The organism is Arthrobacter sp. B0316-1-20 (assembly GCF_059091865.1).
In genome coordinates this window covers 17,776-38,339 of sequence record NZ_JBNHHC010000013.1, presented here as the reverse complement: position 1 = coordinate 38,339, position 20,564 = coordinate 17,776, and the positions used below count along the sequence as shown (strand labels likewise).

Here is a 20,564-nt window from a genome sequence, read left to right as displayed (position 1 = left end):
CCACCTTCTGAAAGGATTTCCATGAGCGAATCTGTCCTGCCCGCTGCCACGGGCCTTACGCTGTACCGCAACGGCAGCGTCTACAGCGCCGCCGACCCGTACGCCACGGCGATGCTCGTCGACGGCGGCACCGTGGCCTGGATCGGGTCGGAGCACGCCGCGACGTCCATTGCCGACGGCAGCATGCGGGTGGTCGACCTCGATGGACGTCTGGTGGCGCCCGGTTTCGTGGACGCGCACGCCCACGTGACGCAGACGGGGCTCGCCCTGTCCTCGCTCGACCTGACCGGCTGCGCGTCGCTGGTGGAACTGCTCGACGCCGTCGCCGCCGCTTCCCGGCAGGACGGCGGCCCCGTCCTGGGCCACGGTTGGGACGAAACCCGCTGGCCCGAGAACCGCGCCCCCTCCGCCGCCGAACTGGATCGCGCGTCGGGCGGGGCGGATGTCTTCCTGACGCGGGTGGATGTCCATTCCGCGGCCGTCTCGGCCGCGCTGGCGACCCGCCTGTCGCTCTCGGAGTTGCCCGGCTGGTCGGAGACCGGGACGGCCAGCGGGCCGGCCCTTGCACGGGCCCGGGCCGCGGTCCAGATCCCTGCATCCGGCCGGCGCGAAGAGCTCCAGCGTCTGGCCCTGCGGCACGCTGCGTCCCGCGGGTACGTCGCCGTCACGGAAATGGCTGCCCCGCAGCTGGGTCCCGCCGAGGACCTGCTGGCGCTGCTCGAACTCGGCGATGCCGAGCCCGGGCCGAGGATCCTGCCGTATTGGGGGGAGCTGATGACCTCCGCCGAACAGGTCAAGGAAACGGTGCACTACTTCTCCGGCCGCCTGCGGGGGCTGGGCGGGGACCTGACCATGGACGGGTCCGTCGGATCGCATTCGGCGGCCGTCAGTGCGGGCTACGCCGACCTCCCGGGGGAGCACGGGACGCTCTATCTCGACACCGAGGCTGCTGCGCGGCATGTGGAACTGACAGCGGAGCAGGGCATCCAGGCGGGTTTCCACGTGATTGGCGATGCCGGGTTGCTGCGGGTGCTTGACGCCCTGGACCTGGCCGCCGAACGCGTCGGGGACGCGGCGGTACGGTCGGCCCGCCCGCGCCTTGAACATGTGGAAATGGTCCCCGAGGGGGCGCTGGAGCGGATGCTCCGGCACGGGGTGACCGCCAGCATGCAGCCGCTCTTCGACGCCTATTGGGGCGGGGCGGAAGGCATGTATGCCACGCGGCTGGGCGCCGAGTCTGCACTCGCCATGAACGCGGTGGGAACGTTGCAGACTGCGGGCGTTCCGGTCGCGATCGGGTCCGACGCCCCGGTCACGGAACAAAGCCCGTGGGCCGCCGTGAAGGCGTGCCTGGAGCACCATAACCGGTCCGAGCAGATCTCCGCCCGGGCGGCGTTCCTGGCGCACACCAGGGCCGGTTGGCGGGCCGCGGGCGAACGGAACCCCATGGAGGGCCAGCTGGCTCCGGGTACTCCCGCGACGTTCGCCGTCTGGGACGCGGACGAACTTTCCATCCAGACTCCCGACTCGCGGGTGTCCGCTTGGAGCACCGATGCGCGTGCGGGCACGCCGATGCTGCCCTCCCTGGACAGTGGCAGGTTGCCGGTGTGTGTCCGCACGGTGATGAATGGAGTAACCATTTATGACGGCTCCTGAGGTAGTTCCGTTTTCGGCGGTCGCGGAAAAATCTGAACGATTTGTTTGATTTCGAGAACTTTCGACCGCCGGGAGCCCCGCTCTGACGTGCAGGTATGGACAAAACCGCAGGTCAGAGCGGTATTGACACATCCCGCACAACCAGTAGGCTGAACTCTCAATGGGCCGGTATTTCTTCGCGGATACCGGTCCGTGCCGGGGAGAGAGGCTGCTGGCGGCACCTGCCTGCGGGCGGTTGCGCCCGACGTCCCTTGACGAACCGGCACTTCCGGGGTAGGTCCGCACGTCAGTAGAAAACATGTCTGCGTTCCCCCACAGGTTTGCTTTCGTGGCCCGAAGGCGTGTGGACCTACCCTTCCTTTCACCTTCAGGCCGCGCGGCCGGGCGTGCCCGCCGGCCTCCGGTACAAACTCATGGCCTATACTGGACCGTCGATGCGGAAGCCTCCGGGTATCTCCGGCACGAGGAAATCTGCGGTTTGCAGCACAACGTTCGAAAGGCCACTGAGTGCGGGTCGTCACCATCATCCCGACGTATAACGAGATCGAGTCCCTCCCGAAGACAGTAGCCCGCCTTCGCACCGCCGTACCCGGCTCGGACATCCTGGTGGTCGACGACAATTCCCCGGATGGCACCGGAACCTTGGCCGATCGGCTGGCGGCCGATGACTCCGCCATCCATGTCCTCCACCGCGAAGGGAAAGCGGGGCTGGGCGCCGCCTACATCGCCGGCTTTCGCTGGGGGCTTGACGCCGGGTACGACGTCCTGGTGGAGATGGACGCCGACGGCTCACACCAGCCCGAGGAACTGACCAGGTTACTGGGCGCACTCGATGGCGGCGCGGACATGGTCAAGGGCTCGCGGTGGATTCCGGGCGGGAAGGTCGTCAACTGGCCACTCCACCGCAAGGCCATCTCGTTGGCCGGCAGCCTGTACTCCCGGCTCATGCTCGGCGTGGCTATCCGGGACATCACCGGCGGCTTCAACGCTTTCAAGGCCGGGACCCTGCGCGCCATCGATCTCGACAGCGTGGAATCGGTTGGTTACTGCTTCCAGATCGACCTCACCTGGCAGACGCTGAAGGCAGGATTGGCGGTCCGTGAAGTGCCGATCACCTTCGTCGAACGCGAATACGGCGACTCGAAAATGAGCGGCGGCATCGTGCTGGAGTCCATCCTGCTGGTCACCAAGTGGGGGATCGCGGACAAGTGGCGGAGACTCCGCGCCCGCAAAGGCTGACCGCGACCGCACACAACCCCACGGCACAAAGAGAGGGAGCGCGCCCCGGCGGGCGCGCTCCCTCTCTTTAAGGACGGGGCTGTCAGGCCTTAAGCCGTGCGCCGTTCCCCGCGGCGTTCGCGCAGCTTGGTCAGGCGGTCCTCGAGGATCTGTTCGAGCTCCTCAACGCTGCGGCGTTCCAGCAGCATGTCCCAGTGGGTGCGCACCGGCTTGGCATTCGGGTCGACGGGCTTTTCTCCGTTGACCAGGAGTGCTTCTTTCCCCGACTTGGAAACCCATACCGGGGGGATCTCGGCTTCTGCGGCAAAGGTCACGAACACCTGCTCGCCGTCCTCGCAACGGTACTCAACGCGCTGGCGCGGAGCCGGTTCAACACCGGATTCAGTCTCCATGCTCTGCGCTCCGAGGCGCATACCCCGCAGGCTACGATCGCTCATGATCTCTCCCTCTTGTCTTGTGGCGGACAGGCGGCTGGACCGCGTCCGCGATGGCTCGCTAACACTCTCAACGTCGGCGGGCGGCCGTCTGTTCCCGGCCGCGATGATAACGCGAATCCCGCCTGCGTCAAGGATGGTTGTAGGCGGCAACTTCCCGGCAAACCACCCATTATAGTCCGGGCGGCGGTCCCGGGTAAACCGAAGCCGGGGCGCGGAGCATCCGACCGGCTGACGCTCCGGGCTCCCGGCCCCGTGCCTGTTTTCTGCTGTGTCAGCCGCGCAGCTCGCTGCCGATTGTTGAGGCGGCCGGGGCTGTCTCGCTGTCCGGGGTGGCCGTTCCCAGCAGGCTGCCGATGCCCTTGAGCGCCTCGCCCACCTCGCTGGGGATGATCCAGAGCTTGTTCGACTCGCCTTCGGCGATCTTGGGCAGCGTCTGCAGGTACTGGTAGGCCAGCAGCTTCTGTGTGGGGTTGCCCTTGTGGATGGCGTCGAACACCTTCTGGATTGCCTGGGCCTCGCCGTCGGCACGCAGGATCGCTGCCTTGGCGTCGCCTTCGGCGGCGAGGATGGCCGCCTGGCGCTGGCCTTCGGCCGTCAGGATCTGGGACTGTTTGGTGCCTTCAGCCGTCAGGATGGCCGCCCGGCGGTCGCGCTCGGCCCGCATCTGCTTTTCCATGGAGTCCTGGATGGAGTGGGGCGGGTCAATCGCCTTGAGTTCCACGCGGGAGACGCGGATGCCCCAGCGCCCGGTCGCCTCGTCCAGGACGCCGCGGAGCTGGCCGTTGATCTGGTCGCGTGAGGTGAGCGCCTCTTCCAGGTTCAGGCCGCCCACCACGTTGCGGAGCGTGGTGGTGGTCAATTGCTCCACTGCCTGGATGTAGTTGGCGATCTCATAGGTCGCGGCGCGGGCATCGGTCACCTGGAAGTAGACGACGGTGTCGATGGAGACCACCAGGTTGTCTTCGGTGATGACCGGCTGCGGGGGAAAGGACACGACCTGTTCGCGCAGATCCAGCAGCGGCAGCAGCCGGTCCACGAAGGGGATCAGGATGGTCAACCCGGGGTTCAGCGTGCGCTGGTACTTGCCCAGCCGTTCCACGACGCCCGCCCGTGCCTGCGGGATGATCCGCACGGCGCGGACGAGCACGATTACGACGAAGACGATCAGGACCAGCAGCACGATCCAGATTCCGATATTGCTATCCATAGTTCCCCTCTAAGAGTGGTTTCAGTGGGTCACGGTGCCGGCACGATGCCCGCCCGGGTCTTACTGGGCCGGCAGCGGCCCGTCCGCGCGCTGCGGAGTCACGACGGCGGTCGCCCCCTCGATCCGGGCGACCGAAACGCGCTGGCCGGCCGGGATGGGCGAGCCGTCCGCCGACCGGGCCGACCACGTATCGCCGCCGATCTTCACGACGCCGGAATGATCGGTGACGGATTCGAGGGTCATCGCCGATTCGCCGATCAGCCGGTCAACGTTGGTAGCCAGGTCCCGCGGTCCGCTGCGCAGATGCCGCAGCGCTACCGGTCGGACGAAAAGGACCATCAGCAACGCGACCACGCAGAAGATGACCACCTGCATCCAGAAGGGCAGGCCGAGCAGTGCCGCGAACAGGGCCACGAGCGCCCCGGAGGACATCATGATGAAGAACAGGTCCAGCGTCATCATTTCGACGATGGCCAGGATCAGGAACACGGCCAGCCAGAGGACCCAGCTGTTGGCGACGAGCCATTCGATCATCAGTACCCCCTGATGTTGGAGCAGCCGCCGTCTCCCGAGCCTGCCTCTTGCACGCATGCATGAAACCGCGGGCTGCCGGTGCCCTTAGTACCTCCATCATGCCCGACGACGACGCGCGGCGGAGTGAAATCCGTCACTTCCGGACGCTACGAGGCGTTTCGTGGCCAAGTTGTGACCAGATAGGCCGTCCCGCGGGCCTGGGTGCGTTGCCGGATAGGATGATCCAGTGCTGAACACCGCGCCCTGCCGCGCACCCCGGAACCGGCCATGCGAACCCTGCTGACCAGCAATCGGCTGTCCCTGCGGACGCTGCGGCTGCTGGCCGGCCTCTTCGCCTACGGGATCGCCATCGCGCTGATGATCAGGGCCAATCTTGGCTCGGCCCCCTGGGATGTGCTCAGCCAGGGCGTCGCCAAGGCCACGGGCATCAGTTTCGGCTGGGCCACGGTGGCGATCAGCGCGGCCGTGCTGCTGTTGTGGATCCCGCTGCGGCAAAAGCCGGGCGCGGGAACGGTCGCGAACGCCATCCTCGTGGGGTTTTTCGCCGACTTCGGGCTGCTGCTCATCCCGGTTTGGGATCACCTGGCCGCGCAGGTCCTCTCGTTCACGGCCGGACTGGTCCTGCTGGCGGCGGCCAGCGCGCTGTATATCGGGGCAGGCCTCGGACCCGGACCCAGGGACGGCTTGATGACCGGCCTGCACGCCGCGACCGGTTGGCAGGTCTGGATAGTCCGCACCGGCATTGAAGCAGCGGCAACCCTCGCCGGGTGGCTGCTCGGCGGCGTCGTGGGCCTCGGCACCCTGGTGTTCGTCCTGGCCATCGGACCCTTGATCCAGCTGTTCCTGAAGTGGATGTTCGTCGACCTGAATCCGGGCGTCCGGAAGAAATCCCCCGCCAGGCCCGGCCGCGGCTAGGGGGCGCTCGGACACCGGCGGCGGCTAACCGGCGGGGCGGACGGGCTCCCCGTCGCGGCCGCGGCGCCGGTACGTGCTCACGGTGAAACGCGCGGTAACCTGCAGCGGCCGTCCGGCATCCCCGACGGCCGCACGCACCGCGTCGGCGTCGGTGTGGTGGGCGTTGGGCCCCATCATGACCAGCCGCACGATGTCCTCGGCGCCCAACTGAAGCGGCACCTGCAGCGGATCGGCGGCCAGTTCTTCGAAGTCGCCGCCCAGGGCCGCCCCCAGCCGGTCGGCCTTATCGGTGTCGACGGCCAGCAGCGGGACCACGTCACGCAGCTCGTCCAAATGCCCCGGCGCAGCGGTGGCGACCACCAGGTGCCCGTTCGGTTTCAGCACACGGGCGAATTCGGCCGGGTTACGGGGCGCAAAAACGTTGAGGATCAGGTCCACGGTCCCGGCCGCCAGCGGCAGCGGCTTCCAGAGGTCCCAGACCAGGCACAAGGCGTCCGGCAGCATCCGGGCCGCGCGCCGGAGGGCGAACTTGGACAGGTCCAGCGCCACGGCCCGCCCGTCGCCCAGCCCCATGAGGACGGCCGCGAGGTAGTAGCCGGTACCGGCGCCGGCATCCAGCACCACGGGAGCGGGGGAGCCGGGCTGAAGGGCGCGGACCGTCCGGGACAGCTGGTCCGCCAGGGGTGCGTAGTGGCCGGCGGCCAGGAACGCCTCCCGGGCGGACACCATGTCGGCCGTGTCCGGGGTGAACCGGGTGCCGCGCCCGGTGAGCATATTGACGTAACCCTGCCGGGCGCCGTCGTACTGGTGGCCCTCCGCGCAGCGCAGCCCCTGGGCCGGGGTGGGCCCGGCGGCCAGCAGTCCTTCCCCGCAGACCGGGCAGAGCAGCAGCGGGATCAGGTCCTGGAAGTGCGGGGCGGAGGGCATGCTCCATCCTAGGCAAAGCCGGACCACGATCCGCCGATTGGCTCCGGCCTGCTGGTGAGACTAGGCTCACAGTCGTGCGATCTGAAGACATTGCTTTATTAAATTCCGTGTCCGCCCCCACGCTCCATCCGGACGGCGGCCGGGCCGCGGTTTCGGCCACGCATCCCGACTTCGCGTCGGACAGCTACGTGGGGCAACTGTGGGAAGTCCCGCTGGACGACGGCGGCGGTGCGCCCCGCCGCCTCACGCGCGGCTTTAGGGACACCGCACCCGCCTACTCGCCCGACGGGCTCTGCCTGGCGTTCCTGCGCGCGGCCGGACCGGGGGAACGGGCGCAACTGATGGTGGTGGACAGTCGGGGCGGGGAGCCGGTCGCGGTCACGGACGAGAAACTGGGGGTCTCCTCGTTCGTCTGGTCCCCGGACTCACGCCGCCTGGTCTTCGCGGCCCGGGTCCCCGCGGACGGGCGCTACGGCACGATGGACGGCGTTGGCCCCGGCGCCGAGGATGCCCGGCTGGTCACCGGCTACAAGTACCGCCTGAACGGGGTCGGCTACACCGGCGACAAGCGGGCCCAGCTGTTCGCGGTGGACGCACCGGATCTGCAGGCCGAACCGCCGGTCGCCCCGGTGGGCCGCGCCGCCCGGCGGGCGGGCCGGGACGGCGAAGCCGCTTTCACCGCCGTGCCCGAAGCGCGCCGGCTGACGTTCGCGGACGCCGACCATGACTGCCCGGCTTTCAGCCCGGACGGCCGCACGCTCTACTTCACCGCCGCCCTCCACGAGGGAGCCGACGAGGACCTGCGCCGGGACGTGTACGCGCTGGAGCCCGACGCTGCCGGCGGCAGCCCGTGGCTGATGTCCAACCTTTCCGGCCCGCTCCTGGCCGCCGCGTCGCCGCAGCCCAGCGCCGACGGCCGTTGGCTGTTCTACCTCGGCAGCCTCATCGGCGGCGGGAGGGACTTCGTCGCGCAGAATGCCGCGCTGTACGCGGCTCCGGTCTCCGCCCCCCACGAGGTGCGCCGCCTGACCGATCCGGAGGGGACGGACCTGGGCGAAGGCACGCTGGTGGCGGCCGGCCCGGATGCGGTGCTGGCCCTGAACCGGCAGCGCGGCGCCGTGCAGCTGGTGGAGGTCTCGGCAACCGGCGGCATGGCGGTCCTGGTCGACGGGCCGCTGAACGCAGCGGCGGCCGACCGGGCGGCGGGCCACACCGTCGTCAGTTTCTCCGACGCGTCGACCGCCGGTGATCTGGGGCTCGTGGCCGGCGGCGGGCTCACCCGGCTGACCGACTTCTCCGCGGAGCTGCGGGACTCGGGCCTCATTGCGCCGCGGGAAGAGACTTTTGCTTCGGCCGACGGATACCCGGTGCACGGCTGGGTGCTGCTGCCCGAGGGCCGGGGGCCGCATCCCGTGCTGCTGAACATCCACGGCGGGCCGTTCGCGCAGTACGGCTGGGAGGTTTTCGACGAGGCACAGGTCTATGCCCGGGCCGGCTACGCCGTCGTCATGTGCAACCCGCGCGGTTCCGCGGGCTACGGGCAGGCGCACGGGCGCGCCGTCAAGGGTGCCTTGGGAACCCTCGCCATGGCCGATGTCCTGGCGTTCCTGGAGGGTTCCGTCGCCAAATACCCGCAGCTGGACGGTACGCGGCAGGGCATCATGGGCGGATCCTACGGCGGCTACCTGACCGCCTGGACGGTGTCCCGGGACCACCGGTTCACCGCCGCGATCGTGGAGCGGGGTTACCTGGACCCGCCGTCATTCGCCGGCTCCTCGGACATCGGCTGGTTCTTCTCCGACGAATACACCGGCACGGATCCCGAGCAGGTGCACAGCCAGAACCCGTTCGCCCTGCTGGATTCCGTCCGGACGCCGGTGTTCGTCATCCACTCCGAAGACGACCTGCGCTGCCCGCTGGAACAGGCCCAGCGCTACTACGTGGGCCTCAAGCAGCGCGGCGTGCCCACGCAATTGCTGATCTTCCCCGGGGAGAACCATGAGCTGTCCCGTACCGGTACGCCGTGGCACCGGAAGCAGCGCTTCGACGAAATCCTGCGCTGGTGGGCGGCCCACCTTCCCACGGCGCAGAACAACGACGGCGGACGGGCGGCAGCCGCCGAACCGGATCCCGCAGCCCGGGCGTAGCACGGCGGCTGGGCCGTTGCGGGGCCTAGAAGGCCAGGCCGGCGCGTGCCAGGTCAATCGTCGGCTGCGCCCAGTGCCGGGTGTACTCGTCATTGCCGCTCAAAGACCGGGGCTGCATCTTGTCCACGTAGATCGTGCCCGAGAGGTGGTCCGTTTCGTGCTGCACGATTCGGGCCTGCCAACCCGAGAAGGTCTCGCGCACGCGGACGCCGTCGGGCCGCTCGAAGTCGAGGTCGACGCTGCGGGGGCGTTCCACCACCGCCTGGTAGCCCGCGAAGGACAGGCACCCCTCGTAAAATGCGGCTGTCTCGTCGCCGCGGGCGCGGTAGGACGGATTGATGATGGCGAAGTAGGGGAGCGGGGCCCGTTCCCGGGTGGCGGCCACCTCGGGCGCCGTTGGGAAGGCATCCTCGAGGACCGCGATGCGCAGCGGGATGCCGATCTGCGGCGCCGCCAGTCCGACGCCGGGCGCCGCGTGCATGGTCCGGCGCAGGAGTGCGAGCAGGGCGTTCAGTTCCGCGTCGTCCAATTGCCCGTCGAACGTCGCGGCAGGCTGCCTCAGCACGGGCTCGCCGACCTGCAGGATGGGCGCAGGGTCGCCGGAGGCGACCAGCGAATGAACGAGATCGCGCAGGCGTTCCGCAGGGTAGTCAGTCACAGCTGTCAGTGTAGGGGCGCCAGCCCTTGCTGCGCTGCTGGCCGCTCCGTCCCATCCTGCCCCGCTAGCCGCTCCGGTCGATCCTGCGCCGCTAGCCGCTCCGGTCCGCGGAGGAGCAGGCGTCGGCGATAAACCGGTATACCTCGCGGGTGAAATCCCGTCCGCCGTCCAGCCGCAGCACGCCCGCTCCGCCCGCCGTCCTGATCGTTGCCGGAATCTTGGTGCCCAGCTTGTCTTCGGCCAGCGCATGGGGATCGCAGCGGGTCGGCACGACATGCAGGGCCAGCCGCGACGCCGGATCCGTCCCGGCCACCCGGATGTTTTTGGGCCACGGGTGTTCGGCGTCTTCGCTGAGCAAGGTGGTGGTCCCGAAGGATTCGATCACCAGCGAGCCCTTCCCGCCGGACGGCCGGACCTCGACTCCGACGACGGCAGCGCGGCTCCCGGCCAGCACCTGAAGCCCGGGGTTGACCCGAAGCCCGGCCACCGAAGCCGCCGCCTGGGCCAGGCAGTCCCCGGTGTGGTTGCGCGCGAGGACACCGTGCGGATCCCTGGCAGGGACCTCCACCGTGCCCGGCGCGGGGCCCTCGCCGTCAAGGGTCACGGTTATCCGATACTCCGCCGCAGTCGGGGACGGACCGGCGGAGCACCGGGCGGCCGGCAGGTCGGCCGGCAGGCTCACCGTCGCACCGGGGGCCACCTTGGTCCCGCCGGTGCGCGTTGGCTTCCAGTCGGCGGCGTCGTCGTAAAGCGGGGAATGCAGCGCCGCGGAGGTGACGAGCAGGGGCTGCGCGGAGGTGTTGGTGATCATGAGGCTGACCACCCGGTCCGTGTAGTCCGCCCGGCTCTGGTCCACGGCAGCAGTGATCACGTTCCGGGCACTCGGGGAAGCAGGGGAGAGGCTCCCGGGAGCGCCCGAACATGCGGCCAGCAGGGCCGCCGTCATCGGCAGCGCCACCAAGCCGCTGCGGTACCGCAGGGGACCGGGAGCCATGCCACTAAGGTAGTACCAACTCCCGTGGACGTGCTCCTCACCGGCAGCGAAAGGGCAACCTGTGGCCGAACGATTGATGCTCCTCGACACCGCGTCGCTGTACTTCCGGGCCTTCCACGCCCTGCCGGACACGATCAAGGCCAAGGACGGCACCCCCGTGAACGCCGTGCGCGGGCTGCTCGACATCATGGCCCGGCTGATCGCCGACTACCGGCCCACCCGGCTGGTGGCCTGCTGGGACAACGACTGGCGCCCCGCCTGGCGGGTTGAGCTGCTCCCCACCTACAAGGGCCACCGCGTGGCCCGGCGCGTGCCCGACGGTCTCGATATCGAGGAGACACCGGCGGGCCTGGTCGAGCAACTGCCCCTGATCCGCGAGGTGCTCGACGCGCTCAATGTCGCCGTCGTTGGCGCGGACCATCATGAGGCCGACGACGTCATCGGCAGTCTCGCGGCCCAGGCCGATGTGCCGGTGGATATCGTCACAGGGGACCGGGACCTCTTCCAGCTGGTGGACGACGACCGCGGTGTGCGGGTGATCTACACGGCGCGGGGCATGAGCAACCTCGAGGTGATGACCGATGTGTCGGTGGTGCGCAAGTACAGCGTGCTGCCCAGTCAGTACGCGGACTTCGCCACGTTGCGCGGGGACACGTCCGACGGCCTGCCCGGAGTTGCGGGCATCGGCGACAAGACGGCGGCCGGGCTGCTGAAGGACTACGGCAGCCTCGGCGGGATCGTTGCGGCGGCAGCGGATCCCACGGCTGCCATGGCGGCACGTATGCGGGCCAGGATCACGGAGGCCGCCGATTACCTCGACGTCGCGCCGACCGTTGTCGGCGTCGTCCGCGACCTGGAGCTCGGGACGTTCGATGCCGCCCTCCGGCCGCTGCGCCCCGAAGAGGCAGAGCGGCTTGAGCAGCTCGCGAAGGACCTGAACCTGGGCGGACCGTCCCGCCGCATCCGCCAAGCACTCGAAGCGGTCGGCGAGGCCGCGGAGTAACGACCGGCCGCGCGGCGGACCAAAAATCCGGAGCGGGTTCCGGGCTAGTCCATTAAGGTAAAGAGACGTAACCGTTGCCGCGTCGGGCGGAGGGGCGCCCGCAGGCAAGGCACCCCGAACCGAGCGGACAGCGGTCTCGCCGGCGCAGGGTCGGGCCGTGCGGGCGAGGCACCCAAGGGATGGAGACAGCAATGAGCACGGCCACGACGAGGGACCTGCAGCAGCCGTCGCTGCATTCGGCGGACAGCCACGACCAGATCCGGGTGCAGGGCGCGCGGGTGAACAACCTCAGGGACATCAATATCGAGATCCCCAAGCGGCGGCTCACGGTGTTTACCGGGGTCTCGGGATCGGGCAAGAGTTCGCTGGTGTTCGGCACCATTGCCGCGGAGTCGCAGCGCCTGATCAACGAGACCTACAGCGCGTTCGTCCAGGGCTTCATGCCGACATTGTCGCGTCCCGAGGTCGACTTCCTCGCCGGCCTGACCACCGCAATCATCGTGGACCAGGAACGCATGGGCGCCAACCCGCGTTCCACCGTGGGCACGGCCACCGACGCCAACGCCATGCTGCGGATCCTCTTCAGCCGGCTGGGAGACCCGTATATCGGGTCGCCCAACGCCTTCTCCTTCAACGTCCCGTCGGTCAAGGCCAGCGGGGCCATCACGGTCGAGCGCGGCGGCAAGACCAAGGCGGAGAAGGCCACCTTCAACCGCCTCGGCGGGATGTGCCCGCGTTGCGAAGGCATGGGCTCGGTCAGCGATTTCGACCTGTCCGCGCTCTACGACGACACGAAGTCGCTCTCCGAAGGCGCGCTGACGGTACCCGGCTACAGCATGGACGGGTGGTACGGCCGCATCTTCAGCGGTGCAGGACTGCCCATGGACAAGCCGATTGCGAAGTACACGAAGAAGGAGCTCCACCAGCTGCTTTATTCGGAGCCGACCAAGATCAAGGTGGAGGGGATCAACCTCACCTATGAGGGCTTGATTCCCAAGATCCAGAAATCGATGCTCTCCAAGGACCGTGAGGCGATGCAGCCGCACATCCGGGCCTTCGTGGACCGCGCAATCACCTTCGCCACCTGCCCCGAGTGCAACGGGACCCGGCTCGCGCAAGAGGCGCTGTCGTCGAAAATCCGCGGCAAGAACATCGCGGATCTTTGCCAGATGCAGATCAGCGACCTGGCCGACTGGATCCGCGCTCTGGACGAGCCGTCGGTCGCGCCGCTGCTCACCGGGCTGCAGCACCTGCTCGATTCGTTTGCGGAGATCGGATTGGGGTACCTGTCGCTCGACCGGCCGGCGGGGACGCTGTCCGGGGGAGAGGCACAGCGAACGAAGATGATCCGCCACCTGGGCTCGTCGCTCACCGACGTCACCTACGTGTTTGACGAACCCACCATCGGATTGCACCCCCATGACATCGAGCGGATGAACCAGTTGCTGCTCCAGTTGCGGGACAAGGGCAACACCGTGCTGGTGGTGGAGCACAAGCCCGAGACCATAGCGATTGCCGACCACGTCGTGGATCTCGGGCCGGGCGCGGGCACGTCGGGCGGGACGATCTGCTTCGAAGGCAGCGTTGAGGAACTGCGGGGGAGCGACACCACCACCGGCCGCCACTTCGACGACCGGGCGTCCCTGAAGGAGTCGGTCCGCCCGTTCACCGGCGCCTTGGAGGTCCGGGGCGCCTCGACGCACAACCTGCAGGACGTGGACGTTGACGTCCCGCTCGGAGTACTCGCGGTGATTACCGGGGTCGCCGGCTCGGGCAAGAGTTCGCTGATCCACGGCTCGGTCGCCCGCCGCCCCGGCGTCGTGGTGATTGACCAGGGAGCGATCAAAGGGTCCCGGCGCAGCAATCCGGCCACCTACACCGGATTGCTCGAACCGATCCGCAAGGCATTCGCCAAGGCCAACGGCGTCAAGCCGGCTTTGTTCAGCTCCAATTCCGAGGGCGCGTGCCCCGTCTGCAACGGCGCCGGCGTCATCTACACCGAACTGGGCATCATGGAAACCGTCGAGTCCACCTGCGAGGAATGCGAGGGGAAGCGGTTCCAGGCGGCCGTGCTGGAATACAGGCTCGGCGGCCGGAACATCGCGGAGGTGCTCGCCATGCCGGTGACCGAGGCCGAGCAGTTCTTCGGCACAGGCGACGCGCGCACCCCGGCCGCCCACAAGATCCTGGAACGACTCGCCGACGTGGGACTCGGCTACATGACGCTGGGCCAACCGCTCACCACGCTGTCCGGCGGCGAGCGGCAACGGCTCAAGCTGGCGACCCAAATGGCCGAAAAGGGCGACGTCTACGTGCTCGACGAGCCAACGACGGGACTTCACCTGGCCGACGTCGAGCAGCTCCTCGGCCTGCTGGACCGCCTCGTCGACTCCGGCAAGTCGGTCATCGTGATCGAGCACCACCAGGCCGTCATGGCCCACGCCGACTGGATTATCGACATCGGCCCCGGGGCCGGGCATGCCGGCGGCCGCATTGTCTTCGAGGGGACGCCTGCTGATCTCGTCGCCGATCGTTCCACGCTGACCGGCAAGCACCTGGCGGCCTACGTCGGCGCCTGAGGACCAAGCTTGCCGCCGGAGTCCGGAGCGCCGACGGCAGCAGGCGGGTGCAGAGTTATGTCAACCTAATGATGGTTTGAGGGGAGTGCCGACGTTGTTCGAGGGGATCCCGATTGCACACGCGGTTGCGGGAAAACAGCTTTTCCAGCCCACTATCGGGTCTCGCCTCGAACTCGCCGCACAGATAGCGTGACATTGAGTCCTGGCTGCCTGTTGCCAACGTTCGGCGAGCTCGTGTGTCTGTGGACGACAAGGGATCATTGGACCCACGAGCCGAACACAGCCGGCCTGCAGCGAGATGCACCGGTCAGGCGCGCATGCCAGGACACTCGAAAGCTGGGCATAACGCGCAGCCGACGACCGCGTATACATGCGCCGCAGCAGGAGGCGAACCGCCACGGATTAGGTCCCCGCTTAGGCCTTTCCGTAACGCCGATAATCAACATTATGTCAAGTAGTGGCTCGGCTGGGGCATCCATCCTGTCCCCTGACGGCCGGGACTTCAGAGACGTGCTGCCCAGGGCCAGATTGCGCTGAAGCGCGGGCGGCGGCGTCTTGAAGAGCACAGCGCCGTCGGTATTTGGACGGTCGCACGTCAGCGGAACCGGGCGAAGACGCGGACGGGACCTGATTCGAAATCCGATCCCTCGGTCAGTCCCATGGATTGGTAGAAGGCGCGTTGCCGAGGTTCATCATCGGTGATGAGCACCGTTTGCCGAACGTGCTGGTACCGCTGCCTCACATGATCAAAAAGGGCGCGCCCTACGCCTGTTCCCTGAAACGCCGGGTGCACCAGGACGTCTTGCCCGCGTGCCCCGGCTTCGGCGTAAAAAGTCTTCACCTCGGTTCGGGGCCCGGTTTCGGCAGGCCCTTACCGTCCGCTCGAGGCACCCATGCGTCGCTGAAGCGGGCCAGAAGAGGACCTGCGACCGCCAGGATCATCACATATGCTGCGGCGATGGGCCCCACCACTGTGTAGCCTGCCGCAACCGCCAGACCGGCAATGACGACGGAAAACTCACCCCGGGTGACCAGGGCGGCCCCCGCCCGGAGCCGTCCACGCTGCCGCACGCCTTCCTTTCCTGCTGCCCACCAGCCTGTACCCAGTTTCGTAGCAGCGGTCACGACGGACAACAGCAGGGCTGCTGGCAGGATGGGCCACATGTCCGCAGGATCGATGGCCAGGCCGAAGGTCACAAAGAAGATCGCAGCAAAGAGGTCGCGCAGCGGGCTCAAAACGTGCCGGGCACGGTCGGCAAAGTGCTGAGGAATCGCTATGCCCACCAGGAACGCGCCGACTGCTGCGCTGGCGCCCATACCCTCGGCCACTCCGGCAACGGCCAATGTAATGCCCAGGAGGCGCAACATGACCTGTTCATTCTGGGGATGAGACAACAGACGTCCCATCCGATACCCGGCCTTGCGTGCCGCGACAAGGGCCAGTGTCACAGCGCTTGCGGCCAGGGCGACTCCCCCGGCTGCCTGCCAGGCTCCGCCGCCGGCAAGGACCACCACCAGGATGGGCAGGAACAGTGCCATGGCCATGTCTTCCAGGACCAGTATCGACAGCACCGCCGGCGTCTCCCGATTTCCCAAGCGGCCCAGGTCATCAAGCAACCTTGCGATAATGCCGGACGAGGATATCCAGGTGACTCCCCCAAGCGCCAAAGCCGCCTGCCACGGCAGTTGCAGCACCAGTCCCAGCAGGAATCCGGGTACCGCGTTCAGCAGGAAATCGATCAAACCCGAGACACGATGCCGCTTGAGGCTGTACATCAGCTCGGCCGCGGAGAACTCGAGTCCCAGCAGGAGCAGCAAAAGGACAATGCCGATCTCCCCCGCGGTTTCCACGAAGGGCCCCGCGGCATGCACCGGCAGCAGTCCGTCCTCTCCGAACGGCAAGCCGGAAAGGAGGTAAAACGGGACCGGTGAAAGGCCAAGCCTGTGGGCCAGAAGCCCGAGCCCGGATAGGACGGTGAACAGCACTCCCAGTTCGATCAGGAGGAGCGACAGGTGTGTCACGTTCAGGTGGCGGTCGGCGCATTGATGAGGGCCTCAAGTGCGGCGAGCCCGTCGGCCGAACCCAGGGCTATCAGGTCATCGTTGGCCAGGAGTTGCTCTTGCGGGGTCGGGCCCGTGATCACGCGCTCTCCTCGTATGATCGCCACGATTGAGCACCCCGTCCGGCTGCGGGCCTTGCTGTCACCCAGAGCCCGGCCCGCATACGGTGAGTCGGGCCGAACGGTGAAGCGGCTGGTTTCCAATCCCGGGACCTCCCTGGAAAGATCCGCAAAGCGCTGCGTGATCCTGGGCGCGCCCAAGAGCTCGGCCAGCTGTAACGCTTCTTCCGGTTCCAATTGGAGCTTGCTGATTGCCCGGTCCGGATCGGCCTCGTCAAAGGTCAGGATGTCGGCCCCGCCATTCCGGTCTATCACCAGGGAAAAATTGACGTTGGTCCTCGTCTTGAGGTCATAACGCATGCCGACGCCGGGGAGCATGGTTTCGACGATTTCCACAGCACGATCCTAGGGTGAGGGCCGATATACGCCGGCTCGCAACGGCACAGACCCCGGGGCTGCAAAGCGGCCTTGCGAAGATCAGGCCGTGGGGATTCTGATCGGTTGCGGGCCCTGCCGGAGGTGCATGCGCTCCTCCGTGACGGCTACGGTATCCCGTTTTGCGGCCCGGCGGGACCCCTGAATGCGGTCATGACCGCGGGCGAACCTGATCAACCGGCGTGAACGTGCCGCGTCCGGCCCCCAAGGAATGTCCGGCGGGCCGCGACGGTCTTTCGCCAAGCCCGCCTGTGGTGAACACTAAACAGCATGCGAACCTTTGGCGTGGAGGAAGAGCTGCTCCTGGTGGACGCCAAGACCGGCGCCCTGGCCTCAGTCTCGGAACAACTGCTCCGGGGGCAGGGAGAGCCTGCGACGTTGGATACACCTCGGGATACGGCGTCCCGCGGAGGCTACAAGGGCAGCCTGATGTCGGAGGTCAAGCAGGAACAGCTCGAAGCGGTGTCCGCTCCGTACAAGGATCTGCAGGAGCTGGCAGCGGGTATCAGGGCCGGGCGCGCCGAGGCTGACCGACAGGCGCGGCGTTTTGGCGCCAGGGCTGCAGCATTGGGCACCTATCCCCTGCCCGCCACTACCAGTCTCGTGCCGCGCCCGCGATACCAGGCCATGGAAGCCCGGTTCGGTCTGACCCTGCACGAACAGCTGACGTGCGGTTTCCACGTGCACGTTTCGGTTGCCTCCGATGAGGAAGCCGTTGCCGTGCTTGACCGGATCCGGGTCTGGCTGCCGGTCCTGCTAGCGCTGAGCACCAACTCCCCCTTTTGGCAGGGCGTGGACAGTGGCTACGCCAGCTTCCGCTACCAGGTCTGGAAACGGTGGCCCACCGCCGGGCCGACCGGCATCTTCGGCTCCCCCGCTGCCTACCACCAACTGTTGGGGATGCTGCTCGAGTGCGACGTGCTGCTGGATAAGGGCATGATCTATTTCGACGCGCGGCTCGGTCAACGGCATCCCACGGTTGAAATACGCGTGGCCGATGTCTGCCTGCAAGCGGAACAAGCTGCCGCCGTGGCCGCCTTGTGCCGGGCGCTGGTAGAGACGGCTGCCCGCCAATGGAGCGACGGCAGCCCGCCGCCTCCGGTACCGGCAGAGCTGCTGCGTCTTGCGTCCTGGCGGGCCAGCAGGTCAGGACTGGAAGACGAACTGCTCCACCCGTTGAAGAGCGACCGCACCCCGGCCCGAAACGTGGTCAGCGCCCTGCTCGAACACGTCGGCCCCGTGCTGGCGGAAACGGACGATCTGGAACCCATACAGGTCGTCGTCGACGGAATCCTTCGCGACGGCACCGGCGCGGCAAGGCAGCGGAGAGTCCTCGCGCGCCAGCACAGACTCACCGACGTCGTCTTCGACGCAGTCAGGAACACGCACCTGCCGGCCGGCATCCTGTGAGCACCCGGCCGGCGGCAGCGGACAGAAAGGGCTCGCGGCGGACAAGGCGCTAGCCGGCGTCGTAGGCGCGCTGCAGTTCGGCGATGTCGATCTTCCGCATCTGCAGCATGGCTTCCATGGCACGTTGGGCCTTCTGCGCATCCGGTCCCCCGATCAGCCGCGGCAGCACCGAGGGAATGATTTGCCAGGACAATCCGTACTTGTCCTTGAGCCATCCGCATTGGCTCTCGGCACCGCCGTCGGCGGTCAGGGCGTCCCAGAGCCGGTCGACCTCCGCCTGGTCCTCGCAATCCACCTGCAGGGACACGGCCTCATTAAACGTGAACTGGGCTCCCCCGTTCAGGGCCGTGAAGGACTGGCCGTCCAACTCGAACTCTACGGTCAGCACCTGGCCTTCCATCCCGGGACCGCTCTCGCCGTAATGCGTTACGTCCAGGATCTTCGAGTTCTTGAACAGCTGGACATAGAACTGTGCCGCCTCTTCGGCTTCGCTGTCGAACCACAGGCATGGCGTGATCTTCTGCATGATGGGCTCCTCCCCTGCGTCAGGCGTACCAGAACCGCCCCTCGAACGTCCATGAATCGGGTGTTCAACGTGAACCGGGCACCCACCGGCAGCCAAACATTATGCCTCCAGCTCAGCCGGGGGCACCGGCCAGCACCGGGGCCGTGGCGTCCCTGCCACCCGGGTCTATCACCTGCAGGCGGCACCCCTCCCCTTCGGGCGCCGCATAACCGGGAAGCTGCTTGCTTTCACTGCAGCGGTGAAGCTCTTCCAGCGCGACAGCTTCAATCCGGGCATGCTGAAGGTTGATGGTGACGCCCCGACCGGGCGCAAGGGCGCTGGTGCGGCGAACCAACGAATACAGCGCCACGATGTTTCGGGTTGTCACGTGCCCGCGCACTTCGATATTGGCGGATTCCCGATCGATATCCAGCCGGACGACCACTCGCAGTTTGGGATCCATGCTTTGTCCCCTCAAGAGTTCCCCATGGCCGCTCCTTGACCGGTGATCATCATAAGAGGCCGAATGTGGCGTGGGCAACAGACCGCTGGCAATATTTCATGGGGACGGAACACGGGCCCAGCAGGGGCGGCGGCAGCACCGGGCGGGACCGTGGTTTTTGTTACGGACTGCGCGCCGCTGGCCTGGCGCCGCCGCCTTGGCCCGGGAATGCCGAGCCCGCCTGCGCTCAGCGCAGGAGAACCGCGACGCCGGTAGCGGCCGCGGCCCACAGCACGCTCGCGAGGGTGCCCAGGATAAATCGCTCGGCCGCCCCGGACTGACCGAGTTCGGAATACCGACCCAGGCCTTTCACCGCGAGGACGACTGCCAATCCTTCCGGCCACTCGGCCAGCAGGGTGGCCGCGATGGCCGTCCGCTCGAGCACCCCGATCCAGGCCCCTCCGCGGAGCACCGGGGATGCTTCGGGGTCGGTGTGGTTGTCAGGGTGCGAGGCATTGAACGACAACCGCAGGATGGTCACGGTGGCCGGGCCACCGCCGATCGCGGCGGCCGCCACGCCCAACGCATAGGCTGCCGGGCCTAGACCGCCCGACCCCAGGACCGCCAACAATGCCGCAATGCCCAGGAGCAACAGCGATACGGCACTGGCGGCGTACAGCCAGCGGTTGCCCCGGCCCTGGAACCGCTCGAAGTACATGGGCGCCGCCACGGCCGTGGCCACGCAGAGCGTGAGCAGTGCGATGACGCTCATCGGTCGGCCCCTTCCAGCAACGCTTGGGCCGCCAGCCGTGCGCGTCGCCACTCGGGCCAGAGCCCACTGTGCAGCCTGCTGGAGACGGCCTGCTGGGTGATCCCCAGCCGGTCGGCAATTTGCTGTTGGGTCAGTCCTTCATCACTGAGCAACCCGGCTTCCGTCGCCTGCCTGCTGCGCTTCCGTGCCACTGATACCAGCAACTGCAGCACCGCTTCGGCATGGCCGGCCTCCTCGCGGGCACCGGAGACGGCGACGTTGCCGGGCGATGTCTTGGCCGCGGTCACCGCTTCGCGCGCGCGCTCGAAGGCCTCGCCGGAACCCGCGCGGGTAGACTCCGGGAGCGGGGTGACGACCCCGCCCACGCCTATTCCCACGCTCCAGTGGTTGCTGACCGCCAGGTCCAGGGCAAGATCAGCCGCGACGGCCGGGTCGGCGACCACCGCCTGCATCTCGTCGCCGGCGGTGCGTTCGAAACCGCGCACCAGCGGACGGGACGGGTCGTCATTCAGGGCGCCGAGCGCGCCCTCGACGAGGTCCACGTGGCGCCGGGAGCGCCGCTGATCGACCGTCAACACATACAT

Annotated in this window: 20 protein-coding genes; 7 read left to right on the top strand and 13 right to left on the bottom strand. The window is 67.8% G+C overall.

Translation table 11 applies throughout. The features are described from left to right. Nucleotides 1–21: 21 nt before the first annotated feature. Together AC5RW2_RS20985 and AC5RW2_RS20980 are read left to right on the top strand one after the other, a co-directional pair. Nucleotides 22–1,656, top strand: coding sequence for an amidohydrolase (locus AC5RW2_RS20985; protein WP_494074491.1), 1,635 nt, complete (start codon nt 22–24; stop codon nt 1,654–1,656). A gap of 507 nt (nt 1,657–2,163) precedes the next feature. Continuing rightward, complete coding sequence (locus tag AC5RW2_RS20980) at nt 2,164–2,895, top strand: polyprenol monophosphomannose synthase (RefSeq protein ID WP_493999728.1); 732 nt, start codon at nt 2,164–2,166, stop codon at nt 2,893–2,895. Between the two features lie 89 nt (nt 2,896–2,984). On the opposite strand, the gene AC5RW2_RS20975 is transcribed toward AC5RW2_RS20980, so the two are convergent. From AC5RW2_RS20975 to AC5RW2_RS20965, 3 genes are all read right to left on the bottom strand, one after another. Next, nucleotides 2,985–3,332, bottom strand: coding sequence for an RNA polymerase-binding protein RbpA (locus AC5RW2_RS20975; protein WP_493978444.1), 348 nt, complete (start codon nt 3,330–3,332; stop codon nt 2,985–2,987). A gap of 271 nt (nt 3,333–3,603) precedes the next feature. Beyond that, complete coding sequence (locus tag AC5RW2_RS20970) at nt 3,604–4,539, bottom strand: SPFH domain-containing protein (RefSeq protein ID WP_494013994.1); 936 nt, start codon at nt 4,537–4,539, stop codon at nt 3,604–3,606. Between the two features lie 60 nt (nt 4,540–4,599). Beyond that, nucleotides 4,600–5,073: an NfeD family protein gene (locus tag AC5RW2_RS20965; protein ID WP_493999730.1), complete on the bottom strand. Its 474-nt coding sequence runs from the start codon at nt 5,071–5,073 to the stop codon at nt 4,600–4,602. A gap of 267 nt (nt 5,074–5,340) precedes the next feature. On the opposite strand from AC5RW2_RS20965, the gene yczE reads away from it, so the two are divergent. Continuing rightward, on the top strand, nt 5,341–5,988 hold the full coding sequence (gene yczE, locus AC5RW2_RS20960) for a membrane protein YczE (protein WP_493999731.1): 648 nt from the start codon (nt 5,341–5,343) through the stop codon (nt 5,986–5,988). A 24-nt stretch (nt 5,989–6,012) separates the two neighbouring features. Here the strand turns inward: yczE and AC5RW2_RS20955 are convergent, their stop codons facing one another. Beyond that, on the bottom strand, nt 6,013–6,915 hold the full coding sequence (locus tag AC5RW2_RS20955; protein WP_494074490.1) for a methyltransferase domain-containing protein: 903 nt from the start codon (nt 6,913–6,915) through the stop codon (nt 6,013–6,015). A gap of 74 nt (nt 6,916–6,989) precedes the next feature. On the opposite strand from AC5RW2_RS20955, the gene AC5RW2_RS20950 reads away from it, so the two are divergent. Beyond that, a complete protein-coding gene (locus tag AC5RW2_RS20950) occupies nt 6,990–9,062 on the top strand; it encodes a S9 family peptidase (RefSeq protein WP_494074489.1) in 2,073 nt (690 codons plus the stop codon). Between the two features lie 25 nt (nt 9,063–9,087). Here the strand turns inward: AC5RW2_RS20950 and AC5RW2_RS20945 are convergent, their stop codons facing one another. After that, nucleotides 9,088–9,720: a peptide deformylase gene (locus AC5RW2_RS20945; protein ID WP_494074488.1), complete on the bottom strand. Its 633-nt coding sequence runs from the start codon at nt 9,718–9,720 to the stop codon at nt 9,088–9,090. Between the two features lie 91 nt (nt 9,721–9,811). Beyond that, nucleotides 9,812–10,714 (bottom strand): putative periplasmic lipoprotein, encoded by a 903-nt coding sequence (locus AC5RW2_RS20940; protein ID WP_494074487.1) that lies wholly within the window; start codon nt 10,712–10,714, stop codon nt 9,812–9,814. 61 nt (nt 10,715–10,775) lie between these two features. Here AC5RW2_RS20940 and AC5RW2_RS20935 point away from each other — a divergent pair, with 61 nt between their 5' ends. Beyond that, nucleotides 10,776–11,717, top strand: coding sequence for a 5'-3' exonuclease (locus tag AC5RW2_RS20935; RefSeq protein ID WP_494074486.1), 942 nt, complete (start codon nt 10,776–10,778; stop codon nt 11,715–11,717). 191 nt (nt 11,718–11,908) lie between these two features. Next, entirely contained in the window at nt 11,909–14,296 is a 2,388-nt protein-coding gene (locus tag AC5RW2_RS20930) for an ATP-binding cassette domain-containing protein (RefSeq protein ID WP_494074485.1), read from the top strand. Nucleotides 14,297–14,891: 595 nt separating this feature from the next. Here AC5RW2_RS20930 and AC5RW2_RS20925 read toward each other — a convergent pair. The 3 genes from AC5RW2_RS20925 to AC5RW2_RS20915 are packed head-to-tail and all read right to left on the bottom strand — an operon-like array spanning nt 14,892 to nt 16,812. After that, nucleotides 14,892–15,137: a GNAT family N-acetyltransferase gene (locus tag AC5RW2_RS20925; RefSeq protein ID WP_494074484.1), complete on the bottom strand. Its 246-nt coding sequence runs from the start codon at nt 15,135–15,137 to the stop codon at nt 14,892–14,894. Beyond that, entirely contained in the window at nt 15,134–16,318 is a 1,185-nt protein-coding gene (locus tag AC5RW2_RS20920; protein ID WP_493999739.1) for a cation:proton antiporter, read from the bottom strand. The genes AC5RW2_RS20925 and AC5RW2_RS20920 overlap by 4 nt, the downstream gene beginning before the upstream one ends. 2 nt (nt 16,319–16,320) lie before the next feature. Further along, nucleotides 16,321–16,812 carry a cation:proton antiporter regulatory subunit gene (locus AC5RW2_RS20915; RefSeq protein WP_493999740.1) on the bottom strand — a complete coding sequence of 164 codons (492 nt, stop codon included), beginning with the start codon at nt 16,810–16,812 and terminating at the stop codon, nt 16,321–16,323. A gap of 309 nt (nt 16,813–17,121) precedes the next feature. On the opposite strand from AC5RW2_RS20915, the gene AC5RW2_RS20910 reads away from it, so the two are divergent. Further along, complete coding sequence (locus tag AC5RW2_RS20910) at nt 17,122–18,261, top strand: glutamate--cysteine ligase (protein ID WP_493999741.1); 1,140 nt, start codon at nt 17,122–17,124, stop codon at nt 18,259–18,261. Between the two features lie 49 nt (nt 18,262–18,310). Here the strand turns inward: AC5RW2_RS20910 and AC5RW2_RS20905 are convergent, their stop codons facing one another. From AC5RW2_RS20905 to AC5RW2_RS20890, 4 genes are all read right to left on the bottom strand, one after another. After that, the gene (locus AC5RW2_RS20905; protein ID WP_494014005.1) at nt 18,311–18,787 is read right to left on the bottom strand and encodes a VOC family protein; all 477 of its coding nucleotides are present in this window, start codon (nt 18,785–18,787) and stop codon (nt 18,311–18,313) included. A 112-nt stretch (nt 18,788–18,899) separates the two neighbouring features. After that, nucleotides 18,900–19,229 (bottom strand): hypothetical protein, encoded by a 330-nt coding sequence (locus AC5RW2_RS20900; protein ID WP_493999743.1) that lies wholly within the window; start codon nt 19,227–19,229, stop codon nt 18,900–18,902. Nucleotides 19,230–19,455: 226 nt separating this feature from the next. Then, entirely contained in the window at nt 19,456–19,980 is a 525-nt protein-coding gene (locus tag AC5RW2_RS20895) for a hypothetical protein (RefSeq protein WP_494074483.1), read from the bottom strand. Next, a complete protein-coding gene (locus AC5RW2_RS20890) occupies nt 19,977–20,564 on the bottom strand; it encodes a sigma factor-like helix-turn-helix DNA-binding protein (RefSeq protein ID WP_494023067.1) in 588 nt (195 codons plus the stop codon). Before AC5RW2_RS20890 ends, AC5RW2_RS20895 begins: the two co-directional genes overlap by 4 nt.

What these genes read in the sequence shown, in the direction of transcription:
- AC5RW2_RS20985 (WP_494074491.1), top strand. Translation starts at nt 22, where the DNA reads ATGAGCGAATCTGTCCTGCCCGCTGCCACGGGCCTTACGCTGTACCGC.
- AC5RW2_RS20975 (WP_493978444.1), bottom strand. Translation starts at nt 3,332, where the DNA reads ATGAGCGATCGTAGCCTGCGGGGTATGCGCCTCGGAGCGCAGAGCATG.
- AC5RW2_RS20970 (WP_494013994.1), bottom strand. Translation starts at nt 4,539, where the DNA reads ATGGATAGCAATATCGGAATCTGGATCGTGCTGCTGGTCCTGATCGTC.
- AC5RW2_RS20965 (WP_493999730.1), bottom strand. Translation starts at nt 5,073, where the DNA reads ATGATCGAATGGCTCGTCGCCAACAGCTGGGTCCTCTGGCTGGCCGTG.
- yczE (WP_493999731.1), top strand. Translation starts at nt 5,341, where the DNA reads ATGCGAACCCTGCTGACCAGCAATCGGCTGTCCCTGCGGACGCTGCGG.
- AC5RW2_RS20955 (WP_494074490.1), bottom strand. Translation starts at nt 6,915, where the DNA reads ATGCCCTCCGCCCCGCACTTCCAGGACCTGATCCCGCTGCTGCTCTGC.
- AC5RW2_RS20940 (WP_494074487.1), bottom strand. Translation starts at nt 10,714, where the DNA reads ATGGCTCCCGGTCCCCTGCGGTACCGCAGCGGCTTGGTGGCGCTGCCG.
- AC5RW2_RS20930 (WP_494074485.1), top strand. Translation starts at nt 11,909, where the DNA reads ATGAGCACGGCCACGACGAGGGACCTGCAGCAGCCGTCGCTGCATTCG.
- AC5RW2_RS20910 (WP_493999741.1), top strand. Translation starts at nt 17,122, where the DNA reads ATGCGAACCTTTGGCGTGGAGGAAGAGCTGCTCCTGGTGGACGCCAAG.
- AC5RW2_RS20905 (WP_494014005.1), bottom strand. Translation starts at nt 18,787, where the DNA reads ATGCAGAAGATCACGCCATGCCTGTGGTTCGACAGCGAAGCCGAAGAG.
- AC5RW2_RS20900 (WP_493999743.1), bottom strand. Translation starts at nt 19,229, where the DNA reads ATGGATCCCAAACTGCGAGTGGTCGTCCGGCTGGATATCGATCGGGAA.
- AC5RW2_RS20895 (WP_494074483.1), bottom strand. Translation starts at nt 19,980, where the DNA reads ATGAGCGTCATCGCACTGCTCACGCTCTGCGTGGCCACGGCCGTGGCG.
- AC5RW2_RS20890 (WP_494023067.1), bottom strand. Translation starts at nt 20,564, where the DNA reads ATGTATGTGTTGACGGTCGATCAGCGGCGCTCCCGGCGCCACGTGGAC.